General features: G+C 65.1%; 15 protein-coding genes. 10 read left to right on the top strand and 5 right to left on the bottom strand.

What is annotated here, in order from left to right; translation table 11 throughout:
• Positions 1–136: 136 nt before the first annotated feature.
• Positions 137–568, top strand: a complete 432-nt coding sequence (gene rplK / locus NNY25_RS04515; protein ID WP_265570158.1) for a 50S ribosomal protein L11 — start codon at positions 137–139, stop codon at positions 566–568.
• A 3-nt stretch (positions 569–571) separates the two neighbouring features.
• Positions 572–1,270: a 50S ribosomal protein L1 gene (rplA, locus tag NNY25_RS04510; RefSeq protein WP_265570157.1), complete on the top strand. Its 699-nt coding sequence runs from the start codon at positions 572–574 to the stop codon at positions 1,268–1,270.
• A 120-nt stretch (positions 1,271–1,390) separates the two neighbouring features.
• On the opposite strand, the gene NNY25_RS04505 is transcribed toward rplA, so the two are convergent.
• Positions 1,391–4,228, bottom strand: a complete 2,838-nt coding sequence (locus tag NNY25_RS04505) for a M16 family metallopeptidase (protein WP_265570156.1) — start codon at positions 4,226–4,228, stop codon at positions 1,391–1,393.
• Between the two features lie 374 nt (positions 4,229–4,602).
• Between NNY25_RS04505 and rplJ the strand changes: the two genes are divergently transcribed.
• Positions 4,603–5,109: a 50S ribosomal protein L10 gene (gene rplJ / locus NNY25_RS04500; RefSeq protein WP_265570155.1), complete on the top strand. Its 507-nt coding sequence runs from the start codon at positions 4,603–4,605 to the stop codon at positions 5,107–5,109.
• Positions 5,110–5,175: 66 nt separating this feature from the next.
• Positions 5,176–5,550, top strand: a complete 375-nt coding sequence (gene rplL, locus NNY25_RS04495; protein WP_265570154.1) for a 50S ribosomal protein L7/L12 — start codon at positions 5,176–5,178, stop codon at positions 5,548–5,550.
• A gap of 68 nt (positions 5,551–5,618) precedes the next feature.
• Here rplL and NNY25_RS04490 read toward each other — a convergent pair whose 3' ends face one another.
• Both NNY25_RS04490 and NNY25_RS04485 read right to left on the bottom strand, forming a co-directional pair.
• Positions 5,619–5,822, bottom strand: a complete 204-nt coding sequence (locus tag NNY25_RS04490) for a helix-turn-helix domain-containing protein (protein ID WP_265570153.1) — start codon at positions 5,820–5,822, stop codon at positions 5,619–5,621.
• On the bottom strand, positions 5,822–6,343 hold the full coding sequence (locus tag NNY25_RS04485; protein ID WP_265570152.1) for a DUF2975 domain-containing protein: 522 nt from the start codon (positions 6,341–6,343) through the stop codon (positions 5,822–5,824). Before NNY25_RS04485 ends, NNY25_RS04490 begins: the two co-directional genes overlap by 1 nt.
• A 232-nt stretch (positions 6,344–6,575) precedes the next feature.
• On the opposite strand from NNY25_RS04485, the gene NNY25_RS04480 reads away from it, so the two are divergent.
• The 4 genes from NNY25_RS04480 (at position 6,576) to NNY25_RS04465 (ending at position 10,151) form a co-directional block, all read left to right on the top strand.
• Positions 6,576–7,172, top strand: coding sequence for a L,D-transpeptidase family protein (locus NNY25_RS04480; RefSeq protein WP_338112476.1), 597 nt, complete (start codon positions 6,576–6,578; stop codon positions 7,170–7,172).
• 111 nt (positions 7,173–7,283) lie between these two features.
• Positions 7,284–8,522, top strand: coding sequence for a GGDEF domain-containing protein (locus NNY25_RS04475; protein WP_265570151.1), 1,239 nt, complete (start codon positions 7,284–7,286; stop codon positions 8,520–8,522).
• 85 nt (positions 8,523–8,607) lie between these two features.
• Positions 8,608–9,267 (top strand): DUF4956 domain-containing protein, encoded by a 660-nt coding sequence (locus NNY25_RS11580; RefSeq protein WP_265570150.1) that lies wholly within the window; start codon positions 8,608–8,610, stop codon positions 9,265–9,267.
• A gap of 2 nt (positions 9,268–9,269) precedes the next feature.
• A complete protein-coding gene (locus NNY25_RS04465) occupies positions 9,270–10,151 on the top strand; it encodes an SdiA-regulated domain-containing protein (protein WP_265570149.1) in 882 nt (293 codons plus the stop codon).
• On the opposite strand, the gene NNY25_RS04460 is transcribed toward NNY25_RS04465, so the two are convergent.
• Positions 10,073–11,101 (bottom strand): hypothetical protein, encoded by a 1,029-nt coding sequence (locus tag NNY25_RS04460; RefSeq protein WP_265570148.1) that lies wholly within the window; start codon positions 11,099–11,101, stop codon positions 10,073–10,075. The genes NNY25_RS04465 and NNY25_RS04460 overlap by 79 nt on opposite strands.
• Complete coding sequence (locus tag NNY25_RS04455; protein WP_265570147.1) at positions 11,101–12,177, bottom strand: metallophosphoesterase; 1,077 nt, start codon at positions 12,175–12,177, stop codon at positions 11,101–11,103. The genes NNY25_RS04460 and NNY25_RS04455 overlap by 1 nt, the downstream gene beginning before the upstream one ends.
• Before the next feature lie 308 nt (positions 12,178–12,485).
• Between NNY25_RS04455 and rpoB the strand changes: the two genes are divergently transcribed.
• Together rpoB and rpoC are read left to right on the top strand one after the other, a co-directional pair.
• Positions 12,486–16,661 (top strand): DNA-directed RNA polymerase subunit beta, encoded by a 4,176-nt coding sequence (gene rpoB / locus NNY25_RS04450; protein WP_265570146.1) that lies wholly within the window; start codon positions 12,486–12,488, stop codon positions 16,659–16,661.
• A 55-nt stretch (positions 16,662–16,716) separates the two neighbouring features.
• Positions 16,717–20,976 (top strand): DNA-directed RNA polymerase subunit beta', encoded by a 4,260-nt coding sequence (gene rpoC / locus NNY25_RS04445; protein ID WP_265570145.1) that lies wholly within the window; start codon positions 16,717–16,719, stop codon positions 20,974–20,976.
• Positions 20,977–21,009: the final 33 nt, after the last annotated feature.

Here is a 21,009-nt window from a genome sequence, read left to right as displayed (position 1 = left end):
TCGCTAGGGGGCCGCTCGTCTTCCCTCGCGGAAGGCATTCGCGCGGGAGGCGCGCCTTCGGGCACGCCGTTCGTACCGCTTAGTCAGAGCCCTGCCGCAATGCGGGGCGACAGGATGAAAGAAAGGAACTTCTGGCATGGCCAAGAAGATTACCGGCTACATCAAGCTGCAGGTGCCCTCGGGCGTAGCCAACCCCTCCCCGCCGATCGGCCCCGCGCTGGGCCAGCGCGGCGTCAACATCATGGAATTCTGCAAGGCGTTCAACGCCGCCACGCAGGACATGGAAAAGAACATGCCGATCCCGACGACCATCACGGTCTATGCGGATCGCAGCTTCTCGTTCGTGATGAAGACCCCGCCCGCCAGCTTCCTGCTGAAGCGCGCCGCCAAGCTCAAGAAGGGCTCGAGCGAGCCCGGCAAGTCGTCGGCCGGCACCATCAAGCGTAGCGAAGTCGCGAAGATCGCCGAGACCAAGATGGCCGATCTCAACGCCAACGACATCCACGCGGCGACCAAGATCATCGAAGGCAGCGCCCGCGCGATGGGCCTCGAAGTGGTGGAGGGCTAAACCATGGCGAAGCTGACCAAGAAGCAGAAGATGCTGGCCGACAAGCTCGATGCCGACAAGCTGTACGGCGTCGACGAGGCGATCGCGCTGATCAAGGAGCTGACCAGCACCAAGTTCGACGAGACCGTCGAGATCGCCATGAACCTGGGCGTCGATCCGCGCCACGCCGACCAGATGGTCCGCGGCATGGTCGCGCTGCCCAAGGGCACCGGCAAGGACGTCAAGGTCGCGGTGTTCGCCAAGGGCGACAAGGCCGAGGAAGCGCTCAAGGCGGGCGCCGACAAGGTCGGTGCCGAGGACCTCATGGAAGACATGCAGGCCGGCAACCTCGACTATGACCGCGTCATCGCGACGCCCGACATGATGGGCATCGTGGGTCGCCTCGGCAAGGTGCTGGGTCCCAAGGGCCTGATGCCGAACCCGAAGCTTGGCACGGTCACCCCGAACCCCGCCGCGGCGGTCGAAGCCGCCAAGGGTGGTGAAGTCCAGTTCCGCGTCGAGAAGCAGGGCATCGTCCATGCCGGTATCGGCAAGGCGAGCTTCGACGCGGCGTCGATCCGCGAGAATTTCGACGCTTTCGTCGGCGCGATCGTCAAGGCGAAGCCGTCGGGCGCCAAGGGCAAGTACGTCAAGAAGGTGGCGATCACCTCGACGATGGGCCCGGGCCTCAAGATCGACCTGGCGGAAGTCGAAGGCGCGTAAGCCTTCGCCACTTCCGGCATGAAGAGGCCGGGGCGGCAACGCCCCGGCCTTTTTCATGGGCGCAAATGAAAAGGGCCGGAGCGTTGCTGCCCCGGCCCTTTCCCGTTCGATGCCTGCCGATCAGCCCTTGGGCTTGCCGGTCAGGAAGTCGATGTCCTCGATCGAGATGACCTCGGTTTCCGGACGCAGCGCTTTCAGCGGTTCGATGAACTTCTCGGCGTCGCCGACGATGATCAGCGACACGCGCGCCGGATCGATGAAGCCGGCCAGCGTCGCAGGCGCGGTGGCCGCGTCGGCGCTGTCGATCTTCTCGGCATAGGTCAGCGCTTCCTCGGGGCTCATCCCGTCGAGCACCGCGCCCAGGACCGTGCTGGCGAACCCGCCGCTCGACTGGAGACCACGCTCGAAGCGGCCGGTCAGCAGCGTGCGGCGGCGGTCGAGAACGTCCTCGCTGACGCCTTCGCTACCGATCTTGGCGAATTCCTCGAGCAGGATCTTGGCGACTTCGGCCGCGCTTTCGTTCTTGGTCTGGGCTCCGCCGAAGATATAGCCTTCGCCCTGGCGCAGCGCGACCGAGCTGTAGGCGCCATACGAAAGAGCGCGCTTGGCGCGGATCTCGTTGTAGAGACGCGCGGTGCCCGACCCGCCGAGTTCGGCGTTGGTCAGTTCGGCGGCATAGCGGCGCGGATCGTTCGCGGTCATGCCGCGCGCGACCGCGTAGACTGCCGCCTGGCCGACACCCGGCATGTCGATGACGAGCGTGCGGCGCGGCTGCATGGTGCCGTCGAGATCGGCGGGGAAGGCCGGCGCGCTGCCCGCGACCTGCCAGTCGCCGAACGCCTTCTCGGCAATCGCCTGCGCCGTCCCCGCGTCGATCCCGCCCGAGGCGACGATGGTCGCGTTGGACGGACGCCAGAAGGCCTCGCGGAAGTCGATCATGTCCTGGCGGGTCAGCGAGGCGACCGTCTCGGGCGTGCCCGCGCTGGTTACTGCGTAGGGCGCATCGCCATAGAGGACGGGGCCCACCAGCGTCCCGGCGATCGCGCCGGGATTGTTGTACTGAACCTTTAGGCCGTCGATCGTGCGCTTGCGCTCGCGTTCGAACTCTTCTTCCGGATAGCTCGCATTCTTGACGATGTCGGCGGCGATCATGGTCGCCTCCTCGAGCGTCGCGGTAGGCGCGGTGACGAACAGGTAGCTGCCGTCATTGCCCGACGAGGACGAGATGGTCGCGCCGAGGCTTTCGAGCGCAGCGGCGATCTGCTCGGCGCTGCGGGTCGGCGTGCCCTTCTCGGCGATCGAGGCGGCGAGCGCGGCGCGCCCGGCCTTGGCTGCACCGTCGAGCGCCGAACCGCCCTTGAATGCGATCCCGATCGTGGCGATCGGCACGTTGCCCGTCTCGCCCGCATACATGGTGATGCCGTTCGACAGGGTCGCGCGCTCCAACTCCGGCAGCGGCACGTTCGGGGCCTCGCCCGGACCCGGGATCGGGTCGCGCTCGCCCTCCGGCTTGAGCGCGAGTTCGGGAAGCTGTGCCGCCGGCGGCGTCGAGAAGGTCGGCAGGGGGACCGGGTTGGCGAACTCCTTCACATCGCCCTCGCCCTGCACGTAGCGCATGTCGAGGCGATGTTCGGGGCCCATCAGCGACCGGGCAGCCGCCTGCACGTCCGCCGGGGTCGCCGACAGGATCGCGGCGAGCCGCTTGTTGGCGAATTCGGCATCGCCCGACTGGACCAGCGCTTCGCCGATTTCGTTGGCACGGCCCGCGACCGTCTCGCGCAGCGACAGGCGGTAGCTGAGGATCGTGTTGCGCGCCTCGGCCATCTCGGCCTCGGTCGGCCCCTCGCGGCGGAAGCGCTCGATCGTCTCGTCGAGCGCCTTCTCGACCGTCTCGATCTCCTGCCCGCCCGCAGCCGTGGCCGACGCGTAGAAGATGCCGCCATGTTCCGCCTCGATGATCCCGGTGCCCGCCGAGGTGGCGATGCCGGTCTTCACCAGCGCGGGATCGAAGCGGTTGTTGTCACCGGCCGACAGGATCGTGTCGAGCAGTTCGAGCGCAGCGCCGTTTTCGACCGTCACCGGCGGAGTGCGCCAGGCGCGCACGACCATCGGCAGCGGGACGTTTGGCGCGGTCACCGTGATCCGGCGCGCCTCGAGTGGGGTGTCCTCGTTGGTGATCTCGAGCGACATCGGGTTGGCGCGGCGCGGAATGTCGGCGAAATACTTGTCGACCAGCGCGTCGAGCTGCGCCTTGTCGAAATTGCCGGCCACGATCAGCGTCGCGGTGTCGGGGCCGTAGAAGGCCTCGTGGAAGGCGCGCGCATCCGCGAGCGTCGAGGAATTGATGTCCTCGAGGCTGCCGATCGCCGGGCGGCGATAGGGGTGCGTGTTGTAGACGTTCTCGACCAAAGCGAGGATCAGGCGGCCATAGGGAGGCGCCATGTTGCGCTGGCGATATTCCTCCTGGACGATGTTGCGTTCGGCCTTGAACACGTCCTCGTCGATCACCGGGCGTGCCATGCGCTCGGCGTGGGTCCACAGCATCTGCTCCAGATATTCGGCTGGAACCAGCTCGAAATAGTTGGTGCGGTCGAACCAGGTCGATGCGTTGCGCGACCCGCCGACATCGTCGACCATGCGCGAAATATCGCCGTAGGGGATGTTGACCGTCTTGCGGCTGAGGATGTGCTCGAACAGGTGCGCGAACCCGGACTTGCCCGCAGGATCGTGCTTGGAGCCGACATCGTACCACATCGAGACGTAGACGTTGGGCGTAGTCTCGTCCTGGATGGCGACGACCTTGAGGCCGTTGTCGAGCACGCGTTCCTCGTAGGTCAGCGGCGGGACTTCGAGCTGGGCGACCTGAGCGGCCGTCATCGCCGTCTCGGCGGCGGCCGGCATAGGCGCGGCAAGAGCGATCGCCACGGTCGAGACCGCAGCCAAAAGGTTCAAACGCATTGATATCTCCCCGGAAACGAAAACTGGATGGAGGCGAGCCTAAGCGTCCGCCGTTCGTCGACAAGGGGGCTTCGACGAAAAGGCGCGGGGTGTCGCCATTGGGTCGCATCTGCTTGACACTGGCGACAAATTCTCTAGAGGACGCGCCGAGCCTTCCTTCGGGAGGGCCTCGTCCGAGACAGCTGCTGGGATTCGTCCCTTAATTTGCGGCCTAGACGGGGAAAGAGAGTTACCGGGCCCACGCTCGCGCCTTGTCGCGGCTCCTTGGGACCCCTGCCCTTTCATGCCCCACGGACAATCGGGATGTCGGCAATCGCCGGCGTTCCAAACCGTCTGCCGGATGGGCCGGCAGGCGGAACGATTAGGAGTAAGGCATGGATCGTTCGCAAAAAGCTGATCTGGTCGCCGAGCTGAAGCATGTCTTCGCCGATACCGGCGTGGTCGTCGTCACCCGTAACAACGGTCTGACGGTCGCCCAGTCGTCGGAACTTCGCACGAAGATGCGCGACGCCGGTGCACAGTTCAAGGTTGCGAAGAACCGGCTGGCCCTGATCGCGCTCGAGGGTTCGAAGTACAGCCCGATCGGCGACCTGCTCAAGGGTCCGACCGCTCTGGCCACTTCGGCAGACCCCGTCGCGGCCGCGAAAATCGCGGTCGAATTCGCCAAGGCCAACGAGAAATTCGAAATCGTTGGTGGCGCGATGGGCGAGACCGTCCTCGACGTGAACGGGATCAAGGCTCTGGCAGAGCTGCCGTCGCTCGACGAACTGCGTGGTACGCTCGTGGGCCTCATCCAGGCCCCGGCGACCAAGATCGCGCGGATCGCCAAGGAGCCCGGCGGCATGTTGGCGCGCGTCATGAGCGCCAAGGCCGCGGCCTGAGACTGATTAGGTTCTTATCAACAACGACAATTCGGACCTTCGATAGGGTCCACCAAGGAGTGAAAAATGGCTGATCTTGAAAAGATTGTTGACCAGCTTTCGGAACTGACCGTCCTCGAGGCGGCCGAGCTGGCTAAGATGCTCGAAGACAAGTGGGGCGTTTCGGCCTCGGCCGCGGTTGCGGTTGCTGGTCCGGCTGCTGGTGGCGCTGCCCCGGCCGCTGAAGAAAAGGACGAGTTCGACGTGATCCTCACCGGCGACGGTGGCAAGAAGATCAACGTCATCAAGGAAGTCCGCGCGATCACCGGTCTCGGCCTCGGCGAAGCCAAGGCGCTCGTCGAAGGCGCTCCGAAGCCCCTCAAGGAAGGTGCTTCGAAGGCCGAAGCCGAAGAGATCAAGAAGAAGATCGAAGAAGCCGGCGGCACCGTCGAGCTCAAGTAAGCTCTTCTGCCCTCTCGGGAAAAGGAAAGGGCGGCCCCTCGGGGTCGCCCTTTTTCTTTGCCGCCCGATCAGTCGCGATAGGCGAGCAGGTCCCCGGGCTGGCAATCCAGTTCGCGGCAAATCGCCGCCAGCGTGGAAAAGCGGATCGCGCGCGCCTTGCCGGTCTTGAGGATCGACAGGTTGGCCAGCGTCATCCCGACCCGCTCGGCGAGCTCGGTCAGCGTCATCCTGCGCGAAGCGAGCAGCGCGTCGAGGTGCACTTCGATTTCCATCAGACCGTCCCCTCGAGGTCCTCGCGCATCGCCGCGCCATGACGGAACACGCGCGCCAGCACGAACAGGACAAGGATCAGAAACAGGATGCCGGGATCGAGTTCGACGTTGACCTGGGCCTCGGGCGCGCGCGCCTTGATGAAGAAGGCGAGCAGTCCCATCACGAAGGCGATGCCGAACCCTGCGACCGCGAGCCAGCCCATGCGTTCGAGCCGGTCGGCGTTGGCGGGCACGAACGGATCGCCCTCGCCGACCGTGTCGATGATCGCAAGAAGGGTCCAAAGGAAACGCAGCGCGAGCACCAGCACGGCGATGCCGAGTCCGAGCATGGCGATCAGCGCCCAGCGCGCGGCCGGGTCAGTTCCCAGGTTCAGATCCTCGACCCCTCCAGGCCCCATGAACGGCAGGGCGATCGCAAGCCCGGCGAAGATCGCGCCCGCGATCATCAGCAGGACCATGACAGTCCAGATGACCACGCGCAGGATGGCAAGCAGGCGGTCGTCTGCAGCGGATGATGACATTTCGAACTCCTGTCCTTGATTATCGTTTCTCGATAAATCGACGGAGATTTATTGTCAATCGATAATATCGATAAACGATATTTACAGCAAAGGCGCAGGTCGATCGAGCTTCGGAATTGCACGGGTTGCCGCAGTGCCTGTCCCACAATCGTTACGGGGGCAGCTCTATTGGAACCCGGCTGCGTCTCGTCGATTGGTTCGGTCAAACAGAAACAGAAAAAGAGCCAGTATCATGAAGTCGTTAGCCCTTGCGCTTGCGGCCACGGCCTCGCTCGGCCTGGTCGGCGCCATGACCAATCCCACGCCCGCCGATGCGCAGCCTGCAAAGGACGCGTTCGAGTTCGCCGAAGCCCCTGTCCAGACGATGGATCAGGCGCTTGCCGCAGCGTCCACCACCGCGCGGCTCGTCGACACGATGGCCGACCAGCTCGGCACCACCGACCTCGCGCCCGGCGACTACGCCTGGCTCGACGCCAACGCGGTCAATGGCCGCACCGAGATCGTGGTCGACCTGTCCGAACAGAAAGCGTTCGTGACGAAGGGCGGCATTCTCGTCGGCGTCTCGACGATTTCGAGCGGCAAGCCCGGTCACGAGACCCCGACCGGCACGTTCGAAATCCTCGAAAAGAACGTCGAACATTATTCGAACCTCTACGACGACGCCTCGATGCCCTACATGCAGCGGCTTACCTGGGACGGTGTCGCGCTGCATGCGGGCCGCATCCCGGGCTACCCGGCCAGTCACGGCTGCATTCGCCTGCCCCACGAATTTGCCGAGCAATTGTTCGGCGAAACCGGGATCGGGACGCGGGTCACCGTCACCAGCTAGGAAAGCTTCCCGGCCAACCCCTTTCGGGGGGGACGGGCGTCCTACGGGACGCCCGTTTTTTGTGCGCCGCGTTCATGGCTTCGCAAGCCTTTGTCGTTAGGCAGGGCCGCAATGAACGTGAGTCAACCCGATCGCTACGACAGCGAGATCGAACGCGCCTTCCTGCGCGCGATGGTCGAGCGCGTGCGCACGTCCGTGGTCGCCAACTTTCTCGGCGTCGCGATCCTCTGCTACGTCGCCTTCGTCGCCTCGTTCGGCCGGGCACTCGCCATCGGCATCGCGCTTCGCGTCGTGGCGATCAGCATCACGGCGTTCAACACGCGCCGCATCGTCGCAGCGCTCGAACACGACCGACCGGTCACCCGCGAGGTCAACAATACCGCCTACGGGATGGCGTTCGCGGGGCTGACCTGGGGCGTCCTCTTGTGGTTCGTCCCTCCCGACGGGTCGGGCGGTCTTTCCGCCACCCTGGTCGCGGGCGTCGTCATCACCGGCGTCGCGATGATCAGCGCTACCGCGTCCCCGGTTCCGCGCGTAATGTGGGCGTTCCTGGTCGGGTTTTCGATTTCGGTGTCCGCATGGCTCGTCAAGATGACAATCGAGGTCGGATTCGAACCGGTTGCCTCGGTCCTTGCGATCGGTGCGGCCGTGGTTGCCTGCTCGAGCGGGCTCACGCGCGAGAGCCAGTCTGCGGCGCGCCTGATCGTCGAGAACCGCCAGCTGGCGGACCAGCTCGGCGCGCTCAATGCCGTGCTCGAAAGCGCCGTGGCGGAAAAGGAGCACCTTGCCTGCCACGACTTGCTGACCGCGCTGCCCAACCGCCGCGCCTTCCTCGACAGGACCGGCGCGATCCTCGAGGCCGGCGACGAGCAAAGCTGGGCGGCCATCCTCATCGATCTCGACCATTTCAAGCAGGTCAACGACAAGGCGGGGCACGCCGGCGGCGACCACGTCCTGCGCGCGACCGGCGCCCTGCTCGCCTCGATGGTCGACGCGCTTCCCGACAAGGCGATCGCCGCGCGTCTCGGTGGCGAGGAATTCGTGCTCCTCGTGCGCGGACTCGACGATCCGGGCGTGCGCGACCTTGCCGTGTCGATCGGCGCGCGCTTTCGCATCGTCCCTTCCCCCGCAGGTTATGACGGAAGGATCAGCGCTTCCATGGGCCTTGCCCGCTGGCTTCCCGGCGAAGCGATCGACCGATGCCTGCAGCGCGCCGACGAGGCGCTCTACCAGGCCAAGGCCGCAGGTCGCGACCGTGCGGTGATGGCGGACTGCCCCTTCGCAGTCGCAGCGCGCAGCGAAGCCGACGCTATCATCGCTGCCGACGCCAAGCTGCGCGCTGCCGGCTGACCCATTTTATTGATGTGGCGGGCCGCGCCCGCTTGCCCTACAGTCCGCTCCATCGAAGCGGGAGGAGACAAGGGCGATGCGGGCAGTGCGGCTTTCCTGGGCGCTTACCCTCTTCTACCTCGTCGTCACCGGCAGCATTCTTGCCGCCAGCGCGCTGATCCCGGGTTTCGTCGATTTCCTGCCGATCGGCGGTGCGGAGAACCTGCTGCGCGGGCCCGGCGACGACCCGTTCGACAGTATCGATATCGGCGCGACCCGTGTCGGCACCCTGACCGAAAGCCTCCTCTGGCTGGTATTCGCGATCGGTGGGGCGCTCCTCACCGTCCTGCCCGTCAGCTGGACCTACATGGCGAGCCGCGCGCGCAAGGAATATGACCAGTCGCTGGTCGAGACAATCATCGTGATCCCCATCGCTGTCACCGCGATCGTCGTCATCGTGCACAACAGCCTCGCCCTCGCCTTCAGCCTCGCCGGCATCGTCGGCGGCGTGCGGTTCAGGAACACGCTCAAGAGCTCGGGAGACGCGCTCTACATCCTCCTCGCGATCGGCATCGGCCTTTCGGCAGGCATCGGCGCGCTCGAAGTGGCGCTCGTCATGTCGGTGCTGTTCAACTTCACGATCCTGTTCCTCTGGCTCGGCGACTATGGCGGACTGACCGGCGCGCACCGCTACTTCCGCGACAACCACGAGGATCGGCGCGACGAAGGGGATGTCGACGACGGCGACGAGGAGACGCAGGGCTGAGCATGCGCCGCGCGCTTCTCTGGCTGCCTATTGCCCTAGCGCTCGGTCTTTCCGGGTGCGACCTCAAGCCGCGCGACCGCGTGCAGATCACCCTCCCCGCCACACTCAAGGAAGTCTCGGGCCTAGCGGTCGCCGGACCGAACAGCGTGTTCACCCACAATGACGAGCACGCCATCGTGTTCGAGGTCGACATCAGGCGCGGGCGCACGTTGCGGGTCTTTGCGCTGGGCGACCCCACCATCGAAGGCGACTTCGAGGGAATTGCGGCGGCGGGCGACCTCCTGTTCCTCATCACCAGCGACGGGCTACTTTACGAGACAAGGCCCGGAAGGCACGGGGACCGGGTCGACTACCGCGTGTTCGATACCGGGATCGGCCCGCGCTGCGAGATCGAGGGGCTCAGCCAGGCCCCCGAGCGCGACCACCTCCTCATCCTGTGCAAGCGGTTCCGCGGCGACGAGGGCGCGAAGAGGCTCGACATCTACCGCTGGGCGATCGGCGGGCAGCGCCGCCTCGAAACCGAAACGCCCTGGCTTTCCGTCCCGCTCGACGCGATCATGCCCGAGGACCAGCAGGACGGTTTCAGGCCTTCGGGACTCGAATGGGACGCATCGACCGGGCGTCTCCTGATTGTCTCGGCACGCGACCGGATGATGGTGGCGATCGACGAAAAGGGCGAACCCGTCGCGACCGTCCGGCTCGCCGCAGGACGCCATCCGCATACCGAGGGGATTGCGGTCATGCCCGACGGGCGCGTCGTCCTCGCCGACGAGGGCAGCGATACTCGCAAGGGCCGCCTGTCGGTCTACGAACGGCAGGTCTTCAGCAGCTTGCCTTCGAGCGATTCCTCGCTCGAGATATCGTCGAAGAAATCGTCCAGATAGGACTGCATCTTCTTCTTCTCGCGGGCATCGAGCCCAGCGAGCGAGGAAAGGGTCGACACGAGCGTGCCCCGCGCCGCCAGGAACTCGGGACGCGCGCGCTTGACCGCACCGTTGTGCGCGCACAGCCCCCAATAGTAACGCTGGCGCACGCTGCGGATCTTCAACTGCTCGGACGGGATCGCGTAGGGCGCGTCGACCAGCCCCGACTGGTCGAAGTCGTACGGCACCGGCGTCAGCCCCATGCGGTCGGTCACCGTGGCGCCGATCAGCTTGCTGTTGTGGCAGCAGCGCCCGCCGGGGCCCTGAAGCATCGACCAGTCGGTATTGCCGATCATGTACTGGAACAGCTCGTAACGCGCCGCATCGCCCGTATCGAGCGCGCTGATGCCGATACGCGCGACCTCGACTTCCTTGCCGCTCATGCGCTTGGCGAGGTCGTCAATGTCCTCGATAAAGAAGCCGTAGCGGGTCGCTACCTCCTTCCCGTCGGGGTCGACGTAGCGGATGTTGGCGAGCCGAACCCTGAGGCTTTCCGGCGTGAGCGCGTTGTAGAGCCGATAGGCGGCATATTCGCGCATCGCGACCTGCTGGTAGACCGAATTGTCGCGGCAGTGCGTCACGAGCTTCAGCCGCTTCTGGCCCTTCATCACCGAATTGTCGGGTGCCTTGGCCTTGAGATCGACCCGCAGCGGCGGGAAGGTGCACAGTATCTTGTTGCGCCTGGAAAGGCCGCGCGCCGAAAGCTGGATGGGCAGCGCCTCCGCGCCGACCTGCAGCGTGGCGTCATAGGGCCGCGTGGACTCCGCGGCATTCTTGGCGATCGTGCTGATCGGGCCCTTGATGGTCAGCTGGAGAACGTCGTCGCTGGCGAACAGCGGATCGTCGGCAGCCAGGGCGGGCGAAGCGGCAAGTCCTGCGGCCCCGACCAGTGCGGAAAGAAGACGCTTCATTACATGTCCCCCGGTTGGGGCAGGGTACGGCGAACCCATTCGCCGTCCTGCTTTTCGATCGCGTAGGCGTGTCCGCCGACCAGTTCGAGATAGGTACGCGGGCCGCCATAATGGGCCGAGATGCCGGTATCGATCCGCACCAGCCGTCCACCCAGGCTCGCTCCGATTCCCTTGCGGCGCGGCGTGTGCGCGACCACCAGCCGCTCCGCGCCGTACCGGTCGAGTACCAACGCCAATTCCTCTTCGACGGAAGGCCGCGGCGGCGGCGCGTCGGCAGCAGGCGCGGCGTCGGGTGCTGCCGGGGCCTCGCGCACCACGTTGCCGCGATACCAGAGCGGGCCGAGCGGGTCGGTCAGGATCGATTCAGCCTCGCCCGTCGTCATCGCTTCCGAAACGGCGACGTTGAGCTGGTCGATCGTACGCTCGCTCGCCTCAGCACTGATGCCGCCATGGACGAACAGGCTGTTCCCGATCTTAGCGATGGTGGGAAGCCCGGCCGCCCAACGCCCATAGTCGCCGCCCGGAGCCCAGGCCGCGCGATGCTCCAGCTTTCCGAGCGGGTGCGCGGCCATCCACAGGTCGCGCACTTCGTCTTCGGACGCGTCGGGTTTCTGTTGGTGGACGATCGCGGTGATCGCGCCCTCGTTGGCAGCGAACGTCTTGTCGCGCAATTTCTTGCTGTCGTCGGTGACGAAGGCGGCATATTCGCCCGGGTGGACGTAGCGCAGGTCACCGATCACGTTCATCGCCTCGTGATTCCCGGCCAGCACGACAACGTCGCCGCCAGCCGCTTCGGCCTCGGTGTCGAGCGTGCGCAGGTGCTCGATGATCTTTCGCGAAGACGGCCCTCGATCGGTGACGTCGCCCAGCTGGACGAACACCGTGCTTCCGCCCGACCAGTGGCCGTCGGCATCGACCAGGCCCGCTGCAGCGACGATGTCGATATAGGCGTCATAGTCGCCATGGAGGTCGCCGAGCGCCACGACCCGCTGCCCGGCATCCGATGCCGCGTCGGCACCGGCAGGCGCGCTCGCCAGCGCGATTGCCGCAAGGATCGTCAAGGTGATACGCGTCATGCCGACCTTCCGCTTGGGTACGTTCGCCGCAGGTTTAGCACAGGTTAAACCTGCGTGCATCGTCCATCGTCGGGAAAAGCCGTGCACGCTCTTGCACTTGGCGCCACAAGCGCTATATCGGGGTTATCCAAGACATGTGGCTCCGCCGCACGGGTTCGTGCGTCCGGGGCTTTCCTGCCTTCTCCGGGACACGGGCCAACCGCGCACGGCCTGCACGAATGGGAGAAGGAGCGCCAGGAACCGCGCAGGACTTTGAACCGAAGGCCCGCGAACCTCTCGTCGCGCCCTTCGACAGCGCAGGGAAGCAAATGGCAACCAAAGCGAAAGACGTGCCGGCGGTGAAGGCCGGCTCGACCAAGGCCCGCCGTATCCGCAAGATTTTCGGCAACATCCACGAAATCAGCGAGATGCCGAACCTCATCGAGGTTCAGCGTGAAAGCTACGAGCAGTTCCTCCGCTCGGACAAGGAAACGGGCTATGTCTCGGGTCTGGAAAAGACGCTGCGCAGCGTCTTCCCGATCCAGGATTTCGCGGGCACCGCGCACCTCGACTTCGACGGCTACGAGCTCGAAGAACCCAAGTTCGACACCGACGAGTGCCGCCAGCGTGGCCTGACCTTCGCCGCCCCGATGCGCGTCACCCTGCGCCTCACCAGCTTCGAGATCGATCCCGACACCGACGCCAAGTCGGTCATCGATATCAAGGAGCAGGACGTCTACATGGGCGACATGCCGCTGATGACGGACAACGGCACCTTCATCGTCAACGGCACCGAGCGCGTCATCGTCTCGCAGATGCACCGTTCGCCGGGCGTGCTGTTCGACCATGACCGCGGCAAGACCCACTCGAGCGGCAAGTATCTCTTCGCCGCGCGCGTCATTCCCTATCGCGGTTCGTGGCTCGACTTCGAGTTCGACGCCAAGGACATCGTCAACGTGCGTATCGACCGCAAGCGCAAGCTGCCGGTCACCACGCTGCTCTACGCGCTTGGCCTCAACGGCGAAGAAATCCTCTCCTACTTCTACGACACGGTCAGCTACGTGCGTGGCAAGAACGGCTGGGAAATTCCCTACAAGGCGGAAGCCTGGCGCGGCCAGAAGCCGGCGTTCGACATCGCCGACGCCAAGTCGGGCGAGATCGTCTTCGCGGCGGGCGAAAAGATCACTCCGCGCAAGGCCAAGAAGGCCGAGAATGACGGCCTCAAGGCACTGATCATCCCGACCGAGGAAATCTTCGGTCGCTTCTCGGCCTACGACCTCATCAACGAGAAGACCGGCGAGATCTACATCGAGGCCGGCGAGGAAGTCTCGGCCGAGAATCTCGAGAAGCTCGAGAAGGCCGGCATCGACCGCCTCGAACTGCTCGACATCGACTACGTCAACACCGGTCCGTGGATCCGCAACACGCTCCAGGCCGACAAGGCCGAGGATACCGACCAGGCGCTGGCCGACATCTATCGCGTGATGCGCCCGGGCGAGCCGCCCACCCGCGAGACCGCGGACGCGCTTTTCTTCGGCCTGTTCTTCGATCCCGAGCGCTACGATCTCTCGGCCGTCGGCCGCGTGAAGCTCAACATGCGCCTCGACCTCGACGCCGAGGACACGGTCACCACGCTGCGCCGCGAGGACATTCTCGCGGTCGTCAAGACGCTCGTCGACCTCAAGGACGGCAAGGGCGAGATCGACGACATCGACAACCTCGCCAACCGCCGCGTGCGTTCGGTCGGCGAGTTGCTCGAGAACCAGTATCGCGTTGGCCTCCTGCGCATGGAGCGCGCGGTCAAGGAGCGCATGAGCTCGGTCGACGTCTCGACCGTCATGCCCAACGACCTCATCAACGCAAAGCCGGCGGTTGCCGCGGTGCGCGAATTCTTCGGCTCATCGCAGCTGTCGCAGTTCATGGACCAGACCAACCCGCTGTCGGAAGTCACTCACAAGCGCCGCGTCTCGGCGCTTGGCCCGGGCGGCCTCACGCGTGAGCGCGCGGGCTTCGAGGTCCGCGACGTCCACCCGACGCACTACGGCCGCATCTGCCCGATCGAGACGCCGGAAGGTCCGAACATCGGCCTCATCAACTCGCTCGCCAGCTTCAGCCGCGTCAACAAGTACGGCTTCATCGAGACGCCGTATCGCGTGGTGAAGGATCACAAGGTCACCAACGAGGTGGTCTACCTGTCGGCGATGGAAGAGCAGAAGCACACCATCGCGCAGGCCAACGCCGAGCTGAACAAGGACGGCAGCTTCGTCGAGGAAATCGTGTCGAGCCGCCAGGCCGGCGAATTCCTGATGGCGCAGCGCGAGACCATCACCCTGATGGACGTCAGCCCCAAGCAGCTGGTGTCGGTCGCGGCCTCGCTGATCCCGTTCCTCGAGAACGACGACGCCAACCGCGCGCTGATGGGCTCGAACATGCAGCGCCAGGCGGTGCCGCTGGTTCAGGCCGACGCCCCGCTCGTGGGAACCGGCATGGAAGAGACGGTCGCGCGCGATTCCGGTGCGGCGATCGCCGCCAAGCGTTCGGGCGTGGTCGACCAGGTCGACGCGACCCGTATCGTCGTGCGCGTCACCGAGGACTTGCATGCGGGCGAATCGGGCGTCGACATCTACACGCTGATGAAGTTCCAGCGTTCCAACCAGAACACCTGCATCAACCAGCGCCCGCTGGTGAAGGTCGGTGACACGGTCGAGCGCGGCGAGATCATTGCCGACGGTCCCTCGACCCAGTTCGGCGAGCTCGCACTCGGCCGTAACGTGCTCGTCGCGTTCATGCCGTGGAACGGCTACAACTACGAGGACTCGATCCTCATCTCCGAACGCATCGTGAAGGACGACGTCTTCACCTCGATCCACATCGAGGAATTCGAGGTCATGGCCCGCGACACCAAGCTGGGCCCCGAAGACATCACCCGTGACATTCCCAACGTCGGCGAAGAAGCGCTGCGCAACCTCGACGAGGCGGGCATCGTCTACATCGGGGCCGAGGTCGAGCCGGGCGACATCCTCGTCGGCAAGATCACGCCCAAGGGCGAAAGCCCGATGACGCCGGAAGAGAAGCTGCTTCGCGCCATCTTCGGCGAGAAGGCGTCGGACGTTCGCGATACCTCGCTGCGTCTGCCCCCGGGAGTCGCCGGCACGATCGTCGACGTGCGCACCTTCAACCGTCACGGCATCGACATCGACGACCGCACCCGTGCGATCCAGTCGGAGGAGAAGGAGCGCCTCAAGAAGGACGCCAACGACGAGAAGGCGATCCTCAACCGCGCTACCTTCAAGCGTCTCCAGGAGATGCTCGTCGGTCAGACCGCGACCGCGGTTCCCAAGGGCATAAAGAAGGGCGCGACTATCGACGCCGCGATGCTCGAGGGTGTCGAGACCAAGGATTGGTGGAAGATTGCCGTCAAGGACGATGCTCGCCAGGCCGATCTCGAGGCGATGAAGGCGCAGTACGAAGAAGCGGCCGGGGCGATCAACGCGCGCTTCGAGGACCGCGTCGGCAAGCTGGAAGCCGGTGACGAGCTGCCCCCGGGCGTGCTCAAGATGGTCAAGGTGTTCGTCGCGGTGAAGCGCAAGCTGCAGCCGGGCGACAAGATGGCCGGCCGTCACGGCAACAAGGGCGTCATCTCGCGCATCCTGCCCGTCGAGGACATGCCGTTCCTCGAGGACGGGACCCATGCCGACATCGTGTTGAACCCGCTGGGCGTGCCGTCGCGCATGAACGTCGGGCAGATCTTCGAGACGCACCTCGGCTGGGCCGCGCGCGGTCTCGGCCAGCAGATTGGCGCGATGCTCGAGGACATTCATCATCGCGGCAAGGACGTCGCCAAGAAGGACATCAAGGAGGTTCGCGAGAAGCTCAAGGACGTCTACGGCGACGCCTACCACAAGGCGATCGACGAGCGCGACGACGACAAGGTCATGGAGCTGGCGGGTCACCTCGTCGGCGGTGTCCCGATGGGCACCCCCGTGTTCGACGGCGCGCGCGAGAGCGACGTGTCCGACATGCTGGTCAAGGCCGGCATCGACAGCTCGGGCCAGTCGACGCTGTATGACGGCCGTACCGGCGAGGCATTCGACCGCAAGGTGACCGTGGGCATCATCTACATGCTCAAGCTGCACCACCTGGTCGACGACAAGATCCACGCGCGCTCGATCGGGCCGTACAGCCTCGTCACCCAGCAGCCGCTGGGCGGCAAGGCCCAGTTCGGCGGCCAGCGCTTCGGCGAAATGGAGGTCTGGGCGCTCCAGGCCTACGGCGCCGCCTACACGCTGCAGGAAATGCTCACGGTGAAGTCCGACGACGTGGTCGGCCGCACCAAGGTCTACGAGGCGATCGTCAAGGGCGACGACACGTTCGAGGCCGGCATTCCCGAAAGCTTCAACGTGCTGGTCAAGGAAATGCGTTCGCTCGGCATGTCGGTCGACCTCGTCGACATCAGTGACGACGACGAAGACGAAGATGGCACCGCCGCCATCGCCGCCGAGTAACGAGGATTTCCGGAACCCCCGGCCGCAGTGCCGGGGGCTGAAAGGACGCTAAAGAATGAACGAGCTGACCAACTTCACCAACCCCGCCGCGAAGCCGGAAACCTTCGACCAGATCAAGATCGGCATCGCGTCGCCCGACAAGATCCGCTCTTGGTCGTTCGGCGAGATCAAGAAGCCGGAAACGATCAACTACCGTACGTTCAAGCCCGAACGTGACGGCCTGTTCTGCGCGCGCATCTTCGGTCCGATCAAGGACTACGAGTGCCTGTGCGGCAAGTACAAGCGCATGAAGTACAAGGGCATCGTGTGCGAGAAATGCGGTGTCGAAGTCACCGTCTCGAAGGTCCGCCGCGAGCGCATGGGCCACATCGAGCTCGCCGCGCCGGTCGCCCACATCTGGTACTTGAAGTCGCTGCCCAGCCGTATCGGCCTGCTGCTCGACATGCAGCTCAAGCAGCTCGAGCGCGTGCTCTACTTCGAAAGCTACGTAGTCATCGAGCCGGGCCTCACCAGCCTCGAGAAGTACCAGCTCCTGACCGAGGACGAGCTCCTCGAGGCGCAGGACGAGTTCGGCGAGGACGCATTCTCGGCCGGCATCGGCGCCGAAGCCGTTCGCCAGATGCTGATGGATCTCGACCTGGAGCGCGAGCGCGAGGACCTCATGGAGGAACTCGAGACCACCAAGTCGACGCTCAAGCCCAAGAAGATCATCAAGCGCCTGAAGGTCGTCGAGAGCTTCATCGATTCGGGCAATCGCCCCGAGTGGATGATCCTCGAGGTGATCCCGGTCATCCCGCCCGATCTTCGCCCGCTGGTCCCGCTCGACGGCGGCCGCTTCGCGACGTCGGATCTCAACGACCTGTATCGCCGCGTGATCAACCGTAACAACCGATTGAAGCGCCTCATGGAGCTGCGCGCGCCCGACATCATCGTGCGCAACGAGAAGCGCATGCTGCAGGAAGCCGTGGACGCGTTGTTCGACAACGGCCGCCGCGGCCGCACCATCACCGGTGCCAACAAGCGCCCTCTGAAGTCGCTCAGCGACATGCTCAAGGGCAAGCAGGGCCGCTTCCGTCAGAACCTGCTCGGCAAGCGCGTCGACTATTCGGGTCGTTCGGTCATCGTGACCGGCCCGGAACTCAAGCTGCACCAGTGCGGCCTGCCCAAGAAGATGGCGCTCGAGCTGTTCAAGCCGTTCATCTACTCGCGCCTCGACGCCAAGGGTCTCTCGATGACCCTCAAGCAGGCTAAGAAGTGGGTCGAAAAGGAGCGCAAGGAAGTCTGGGACATCCTCGACGAAGTCATTCGCGAGCACCCCGTACTCCTCAACCGCGCCCCGACGCTCCACCGCCTCGGCATTCAGGCGTTCGAGCCGGTCCTCATCGAGGGCAAGGCGATCCAGCTGCACCCGCTGGTCTGCGCCGCGTTCAACGCCGACTTCGACGGTGACCAGATGGCCGTGCACGTCCCGCTGTCGCTCGAAGCGCAGCTGGAAGCGCGCGTCCTGATGATGTCGACCAACAACATCCTCTCGCCCGCCAACGGCAAGCCGATCATCGTGCCTTCGCAGGACATGGTGCTGGGCCTCTACTACCTCTCGATGGAGAAGGAAGGCGAGCCGGGCGAAGGGTCGATCTTCACCGACATGACCGAGGTCCACCAGGCCCTCAACGTCGGTGCGGTGACGCTGCACACGAAGATCATCGCCCGCGTGCCGCAGGTCGGCGAGGACGGTGTCGAGCAGATGGTCCGTTTCGAGACCACGCCGGGCCGCATGCTGCTCGGCGAGACGCTGCCCAAGTCGCACAAGGTGCCCTTCGAGACGGTCAACAAGCTCTTGACGAAGAAGGACATCGGCGAGGTGATCGACGAGGTCTATCGTCACACCGGCCAGAAGGAGACCGTGATCTTTGCCGACCACATCATGGGGCTCGGCTTCCGTCACGCGTTCAAGGCGGGCATCTCGTTCGGCAAGGACGACATGGTCATCCCCGCGGCGAAGGAAAAGCTGGTCGACGAGACCCGTTCGCTGGTTGCCGACTACGAGCAGCAGTACCAGGACGGCCTCATCACCCAGCAGGAAAAGTACAACAAGGTGATCGACGCCTGGAGCCGTTGCGGCGACCAGGTGGCGAGCGAGATGATGGCCGAGATCCAGGCGATCAAGAAGGACGAGGACGGCCGCGAAAGCCCGGTCAACTCGATCTACATGATGGCCCACTCGGGTGCGCGTGGTAGCCAGGCGCAGATCAAGCAGCTCGCCGGCATGCGCGGCCTGATGGCCAAGCCGTCGGGCGAGATCATCGAAACGCCGATCATCTCAAACTTCAAGGAAGGCCTGACCGTCCTTGAATACTTCAACTCGACCCACGGCGCCCGCAAGGGTCTCGCGGACACCGCGCTCAAGACGGCGAACTCGGGTTACCTGACCCGCCGTCTCGTCGACGTGTCGCAGGACTGCGTCGTGATCGAACCGGACTGCAAGACCTCGAACGCGCTCGAGATGCGCGCCATCGTCCAGGGCGGCACCACCATCGCCTCGCTGGCGGAGCGCGTGCTGGGCCGCACCATCGCCGAGGACATCGTCGATCCCAAGACCGACAAGGTCGCGATCAAGTCGGGCAGCCTGCTCGACGAGGCGATGGTCCGTCAGTTCGACGATCTGGGCGTCCAGTCGCTCAAGATCCGCTCGCCGCTGATCTGCGAGAGCAAGCAGGGCGTGTGCGCCAAGTGCTACGGGCGCGACCTCGCCCGCGGTACGCCGGTGAACATCGGCGAAGCGGTCGGCGTCATCGCGGCGCAGTCGATCGGCGAGCCGGGCACGCAGCTCACGATGCGGACCTTCCACATCGGCGGTGCGGCGCAGCTCAACGAGCAGTCGAACCTCGAGGCGCCGGTCGACGGCACGCTCGAATATCGCGACATGCCCACGATCGTCGATGCGAAGGGCCGTCACCTTTCGCTGTCGCGTTCCGGCGAAGCCGCGATCCTCGACATGGATGGTCGCGAACTTTCGACCCACAAGATCCCCTACGGTGCGCACCTGATCTTCGAGAACGGGCACATCGTCAGCCGCGGCGACAAGATCGCCGAGTGGGATCCCTCGTTCAGCCCGGTCATCACCGAGCGTGCGGGTACCGTGAAGTATCAGGATCTGGTCGACGGCAAGACGCTGACCGAGCAGACCGACGAATCGACCGGTATTACCCAGCGCGTGGTCGTCGAGAACCAGGCCAAGTCGAAGAAGGACGACCTGCGTCCGCGCCTCACCCTGACCGGTGACAAGGACGACGAGGCGGGCGTCTATCGCCTCGCCATCGGCGCGATCGTCGCGGTCGAGGACGGCCAGAAGGTCGAGGCCGGCACGGTGCTGGCGCGTCTTCCGCGCGAAGCCGCCAAGACCCGCGACATCACCGGCGGTCTGCCGCGCGTCGCCGAACTGTTCGAGGCGCGCAAGCCCAAGGACAATGCGGTCATCGCCAAGGTCTCGGGCAAGTTCACCTTCGTCCGCGACTACAAGGCCAAGCGCAAGGTCGCGATCATCCCCGAGGATGGCGGCGATGCGGTCGAGTACCTGATTCCCAAGGCCAAGGTGATCGACGTGCAGGAAGGCGATTTCGTGAAGAAGGGCGACAACCTCGTCGCCGGCTCGCCCGATCCACACGACATCCTCGAGGTGATGGGCGTGGAGGCGCTGGCCGAGTATCTCGTCAACGAGATCCAAGAAGTCTATCGACTCCAGGGCGTGAAGATCAACGACAAGCACATCGAGGTGATCGTTCGCCAGATGCTGCAGAAGGTCGAGATCACCGACGGCGGCGACACCACGCTGCTGCCGGGCGAACAGGTCGATCGCGAGGAGATGGACGAGGCCAACGCCAAGCTTGCCCCGCGCAAGAAGAAGGCGTCGGGCGTGCCCATCCTGCTCGGCATCACCAAGGCGTCGCTGCAAACCCGCAGCTTCATCTCGGCGGCCTCGTTCCAGGAAACCACCCGCGTCCTCACCGAGGCGTCGGTCCAGGGCAAGGTCGACACGCTCAACGGTCTCAAGGAGAACGTGATCGTCGGCCGCCTCATCCCGGCGGGTACCGGCGCGGGCATGAACCGCATGCGCATTGCCGCATCGTCGCGTGACGCGGCGCTGCGCGCCCAGCAGAAGAAGCTGGCCGAGGCGATGGCGGCGACCGCCGAAGCCGAGCACGAAGCCGAACTCGCCAAGGACCCGGCCGACACGGTCAAGGATCCGCTGGCAGAGGTCGTGCCGTCGGGCGAAGGCACCGACGCCGACGCCGGCAACTACGCGACCGAGGAATAAGGGCGCGGGGGCGCCCTGCGTCCCCTCTCCGCC

It is taken from the genome of Sphingomicrobium nitratireducens, assembly GCF_026157035.1.
In the GTDB taxonomy this organism is placed as follows: domain Bacteria; phylum Pseudomonadota; class Alphaproteobacteria; order Sphingomonadales; family Sphingomonadaceae; genus Sphingomicrobium; species Sphingomicrobium nitratireducens.
Note: the sequence above shows the minus strand (reverse complement) of the source record. Positions and strands in the feature narration are given on the sequence as shown.

What these genes read in the sequence shown, in the direction of transcription:
- NNY25_RS04455 (WP_265570147.1), bottom strand. Translation starts at nt 12,177, where the DNA reads ATGACGCGTATCACCTTGACGATCCTTGCGGCAATCGCGCTGGCGAGC.
- rpoB (WP_265570146.1), top strand. Translation starts at nt 12,486, where the DNA reads ATGGCAACCAAAGCGAAAGACGTGCCGGCGGTGAAGGCCGGCTCGACC.
- NNY25_RS04465 (WP_265570149.1), top strand. Translation starts at nt 9,270, where the DNA reads ATGCGCCGCGCGCTTCTCTGGCTGCCTATTGCCCTAGCGCTCGGTCTT.
- rplK (WP_265570158.1), top strand. Translation starts at nt 137, where the DNA reads ATGGCCAAGAAGATTACCGGCTACATCAAGCTGCAGGTGCCCTCGGGC.
- rplL (WP_265570154.1), top strand. Translation starts at nt 5,176, where the DNA reads ATGGCTGATCTTGAAAAGATTGTTGACCAGCTTTCGGAACTGACCGTC.
- NNY25_RS04485 (WP_265570152.1), bottom strand. Translation starts at nt 6,343, where the DNA reads ATGTCATCATCCGCTGCAGACGACCGCCTGCTTGCCATCCTGCGCGTG.
- rplJ (WP_265570155.1), top strand. Translation starts at nt 4,603, where the DNA reads ATGGATCGTTCGCAAAAAGCTGATCTGGTCGCCGAGCTGAAGCATGTC.
- rplA (WP_265570157.1), top strand. Translation starts at nt 572, where the DNA reads ATGGCGAAGCTGACCAAGAAGCAGAAGATGCTGGCCGACAAGCTCGAT.
- NNY25_RS04480 (WP_338112476.1), top strand. Translation starts at nt 6,576, where the DNA reads ATGAAGTCGTTAGCCCTTGCGCTTGCGGCCACGGCCTCGCTCGGCCTG.
- NNY25_RS04460 (WP_265570148.1), bottom strand. Translation starts at nt 11,101, where the DNA reads ATGAAGCGTCTTCTTTCCGCACTGGTCGGGGCCGCAGGACTTGCCGCT.
- NNY25_RS04505 (WP_265570156.1), bottom strand. Translation starts at nt 4,228, where the DNA reads ATGCGTTTGAACCTTTTGGCTGCGGTCTCGACCGTGGCGATCGCTCTT.
- rpoC (WP_265570145.1), top strand. Translation starts at nt 16,717, where the DNA reads ATGAACGAGCTGACCAACTTCACCAACCCCGCCGCGAAGCCGGAAACC.
- NNY25_RS04490 (WP_265570153.1), bottom strand. Translation starts at nt 5,822, where the DNA reads ATGGAAATCGAAGTGCACCTCGACGCGCTGCTCGCTTCGCGCAGGATG.
- NNY25_RS04475 (WP_265570151.1), top strand. Translation starts at nt 7,284, where the DNA reads ATGAACGTGAGTCAACCCGATCGCTACGACAGCGAGATCGAACGCGCC.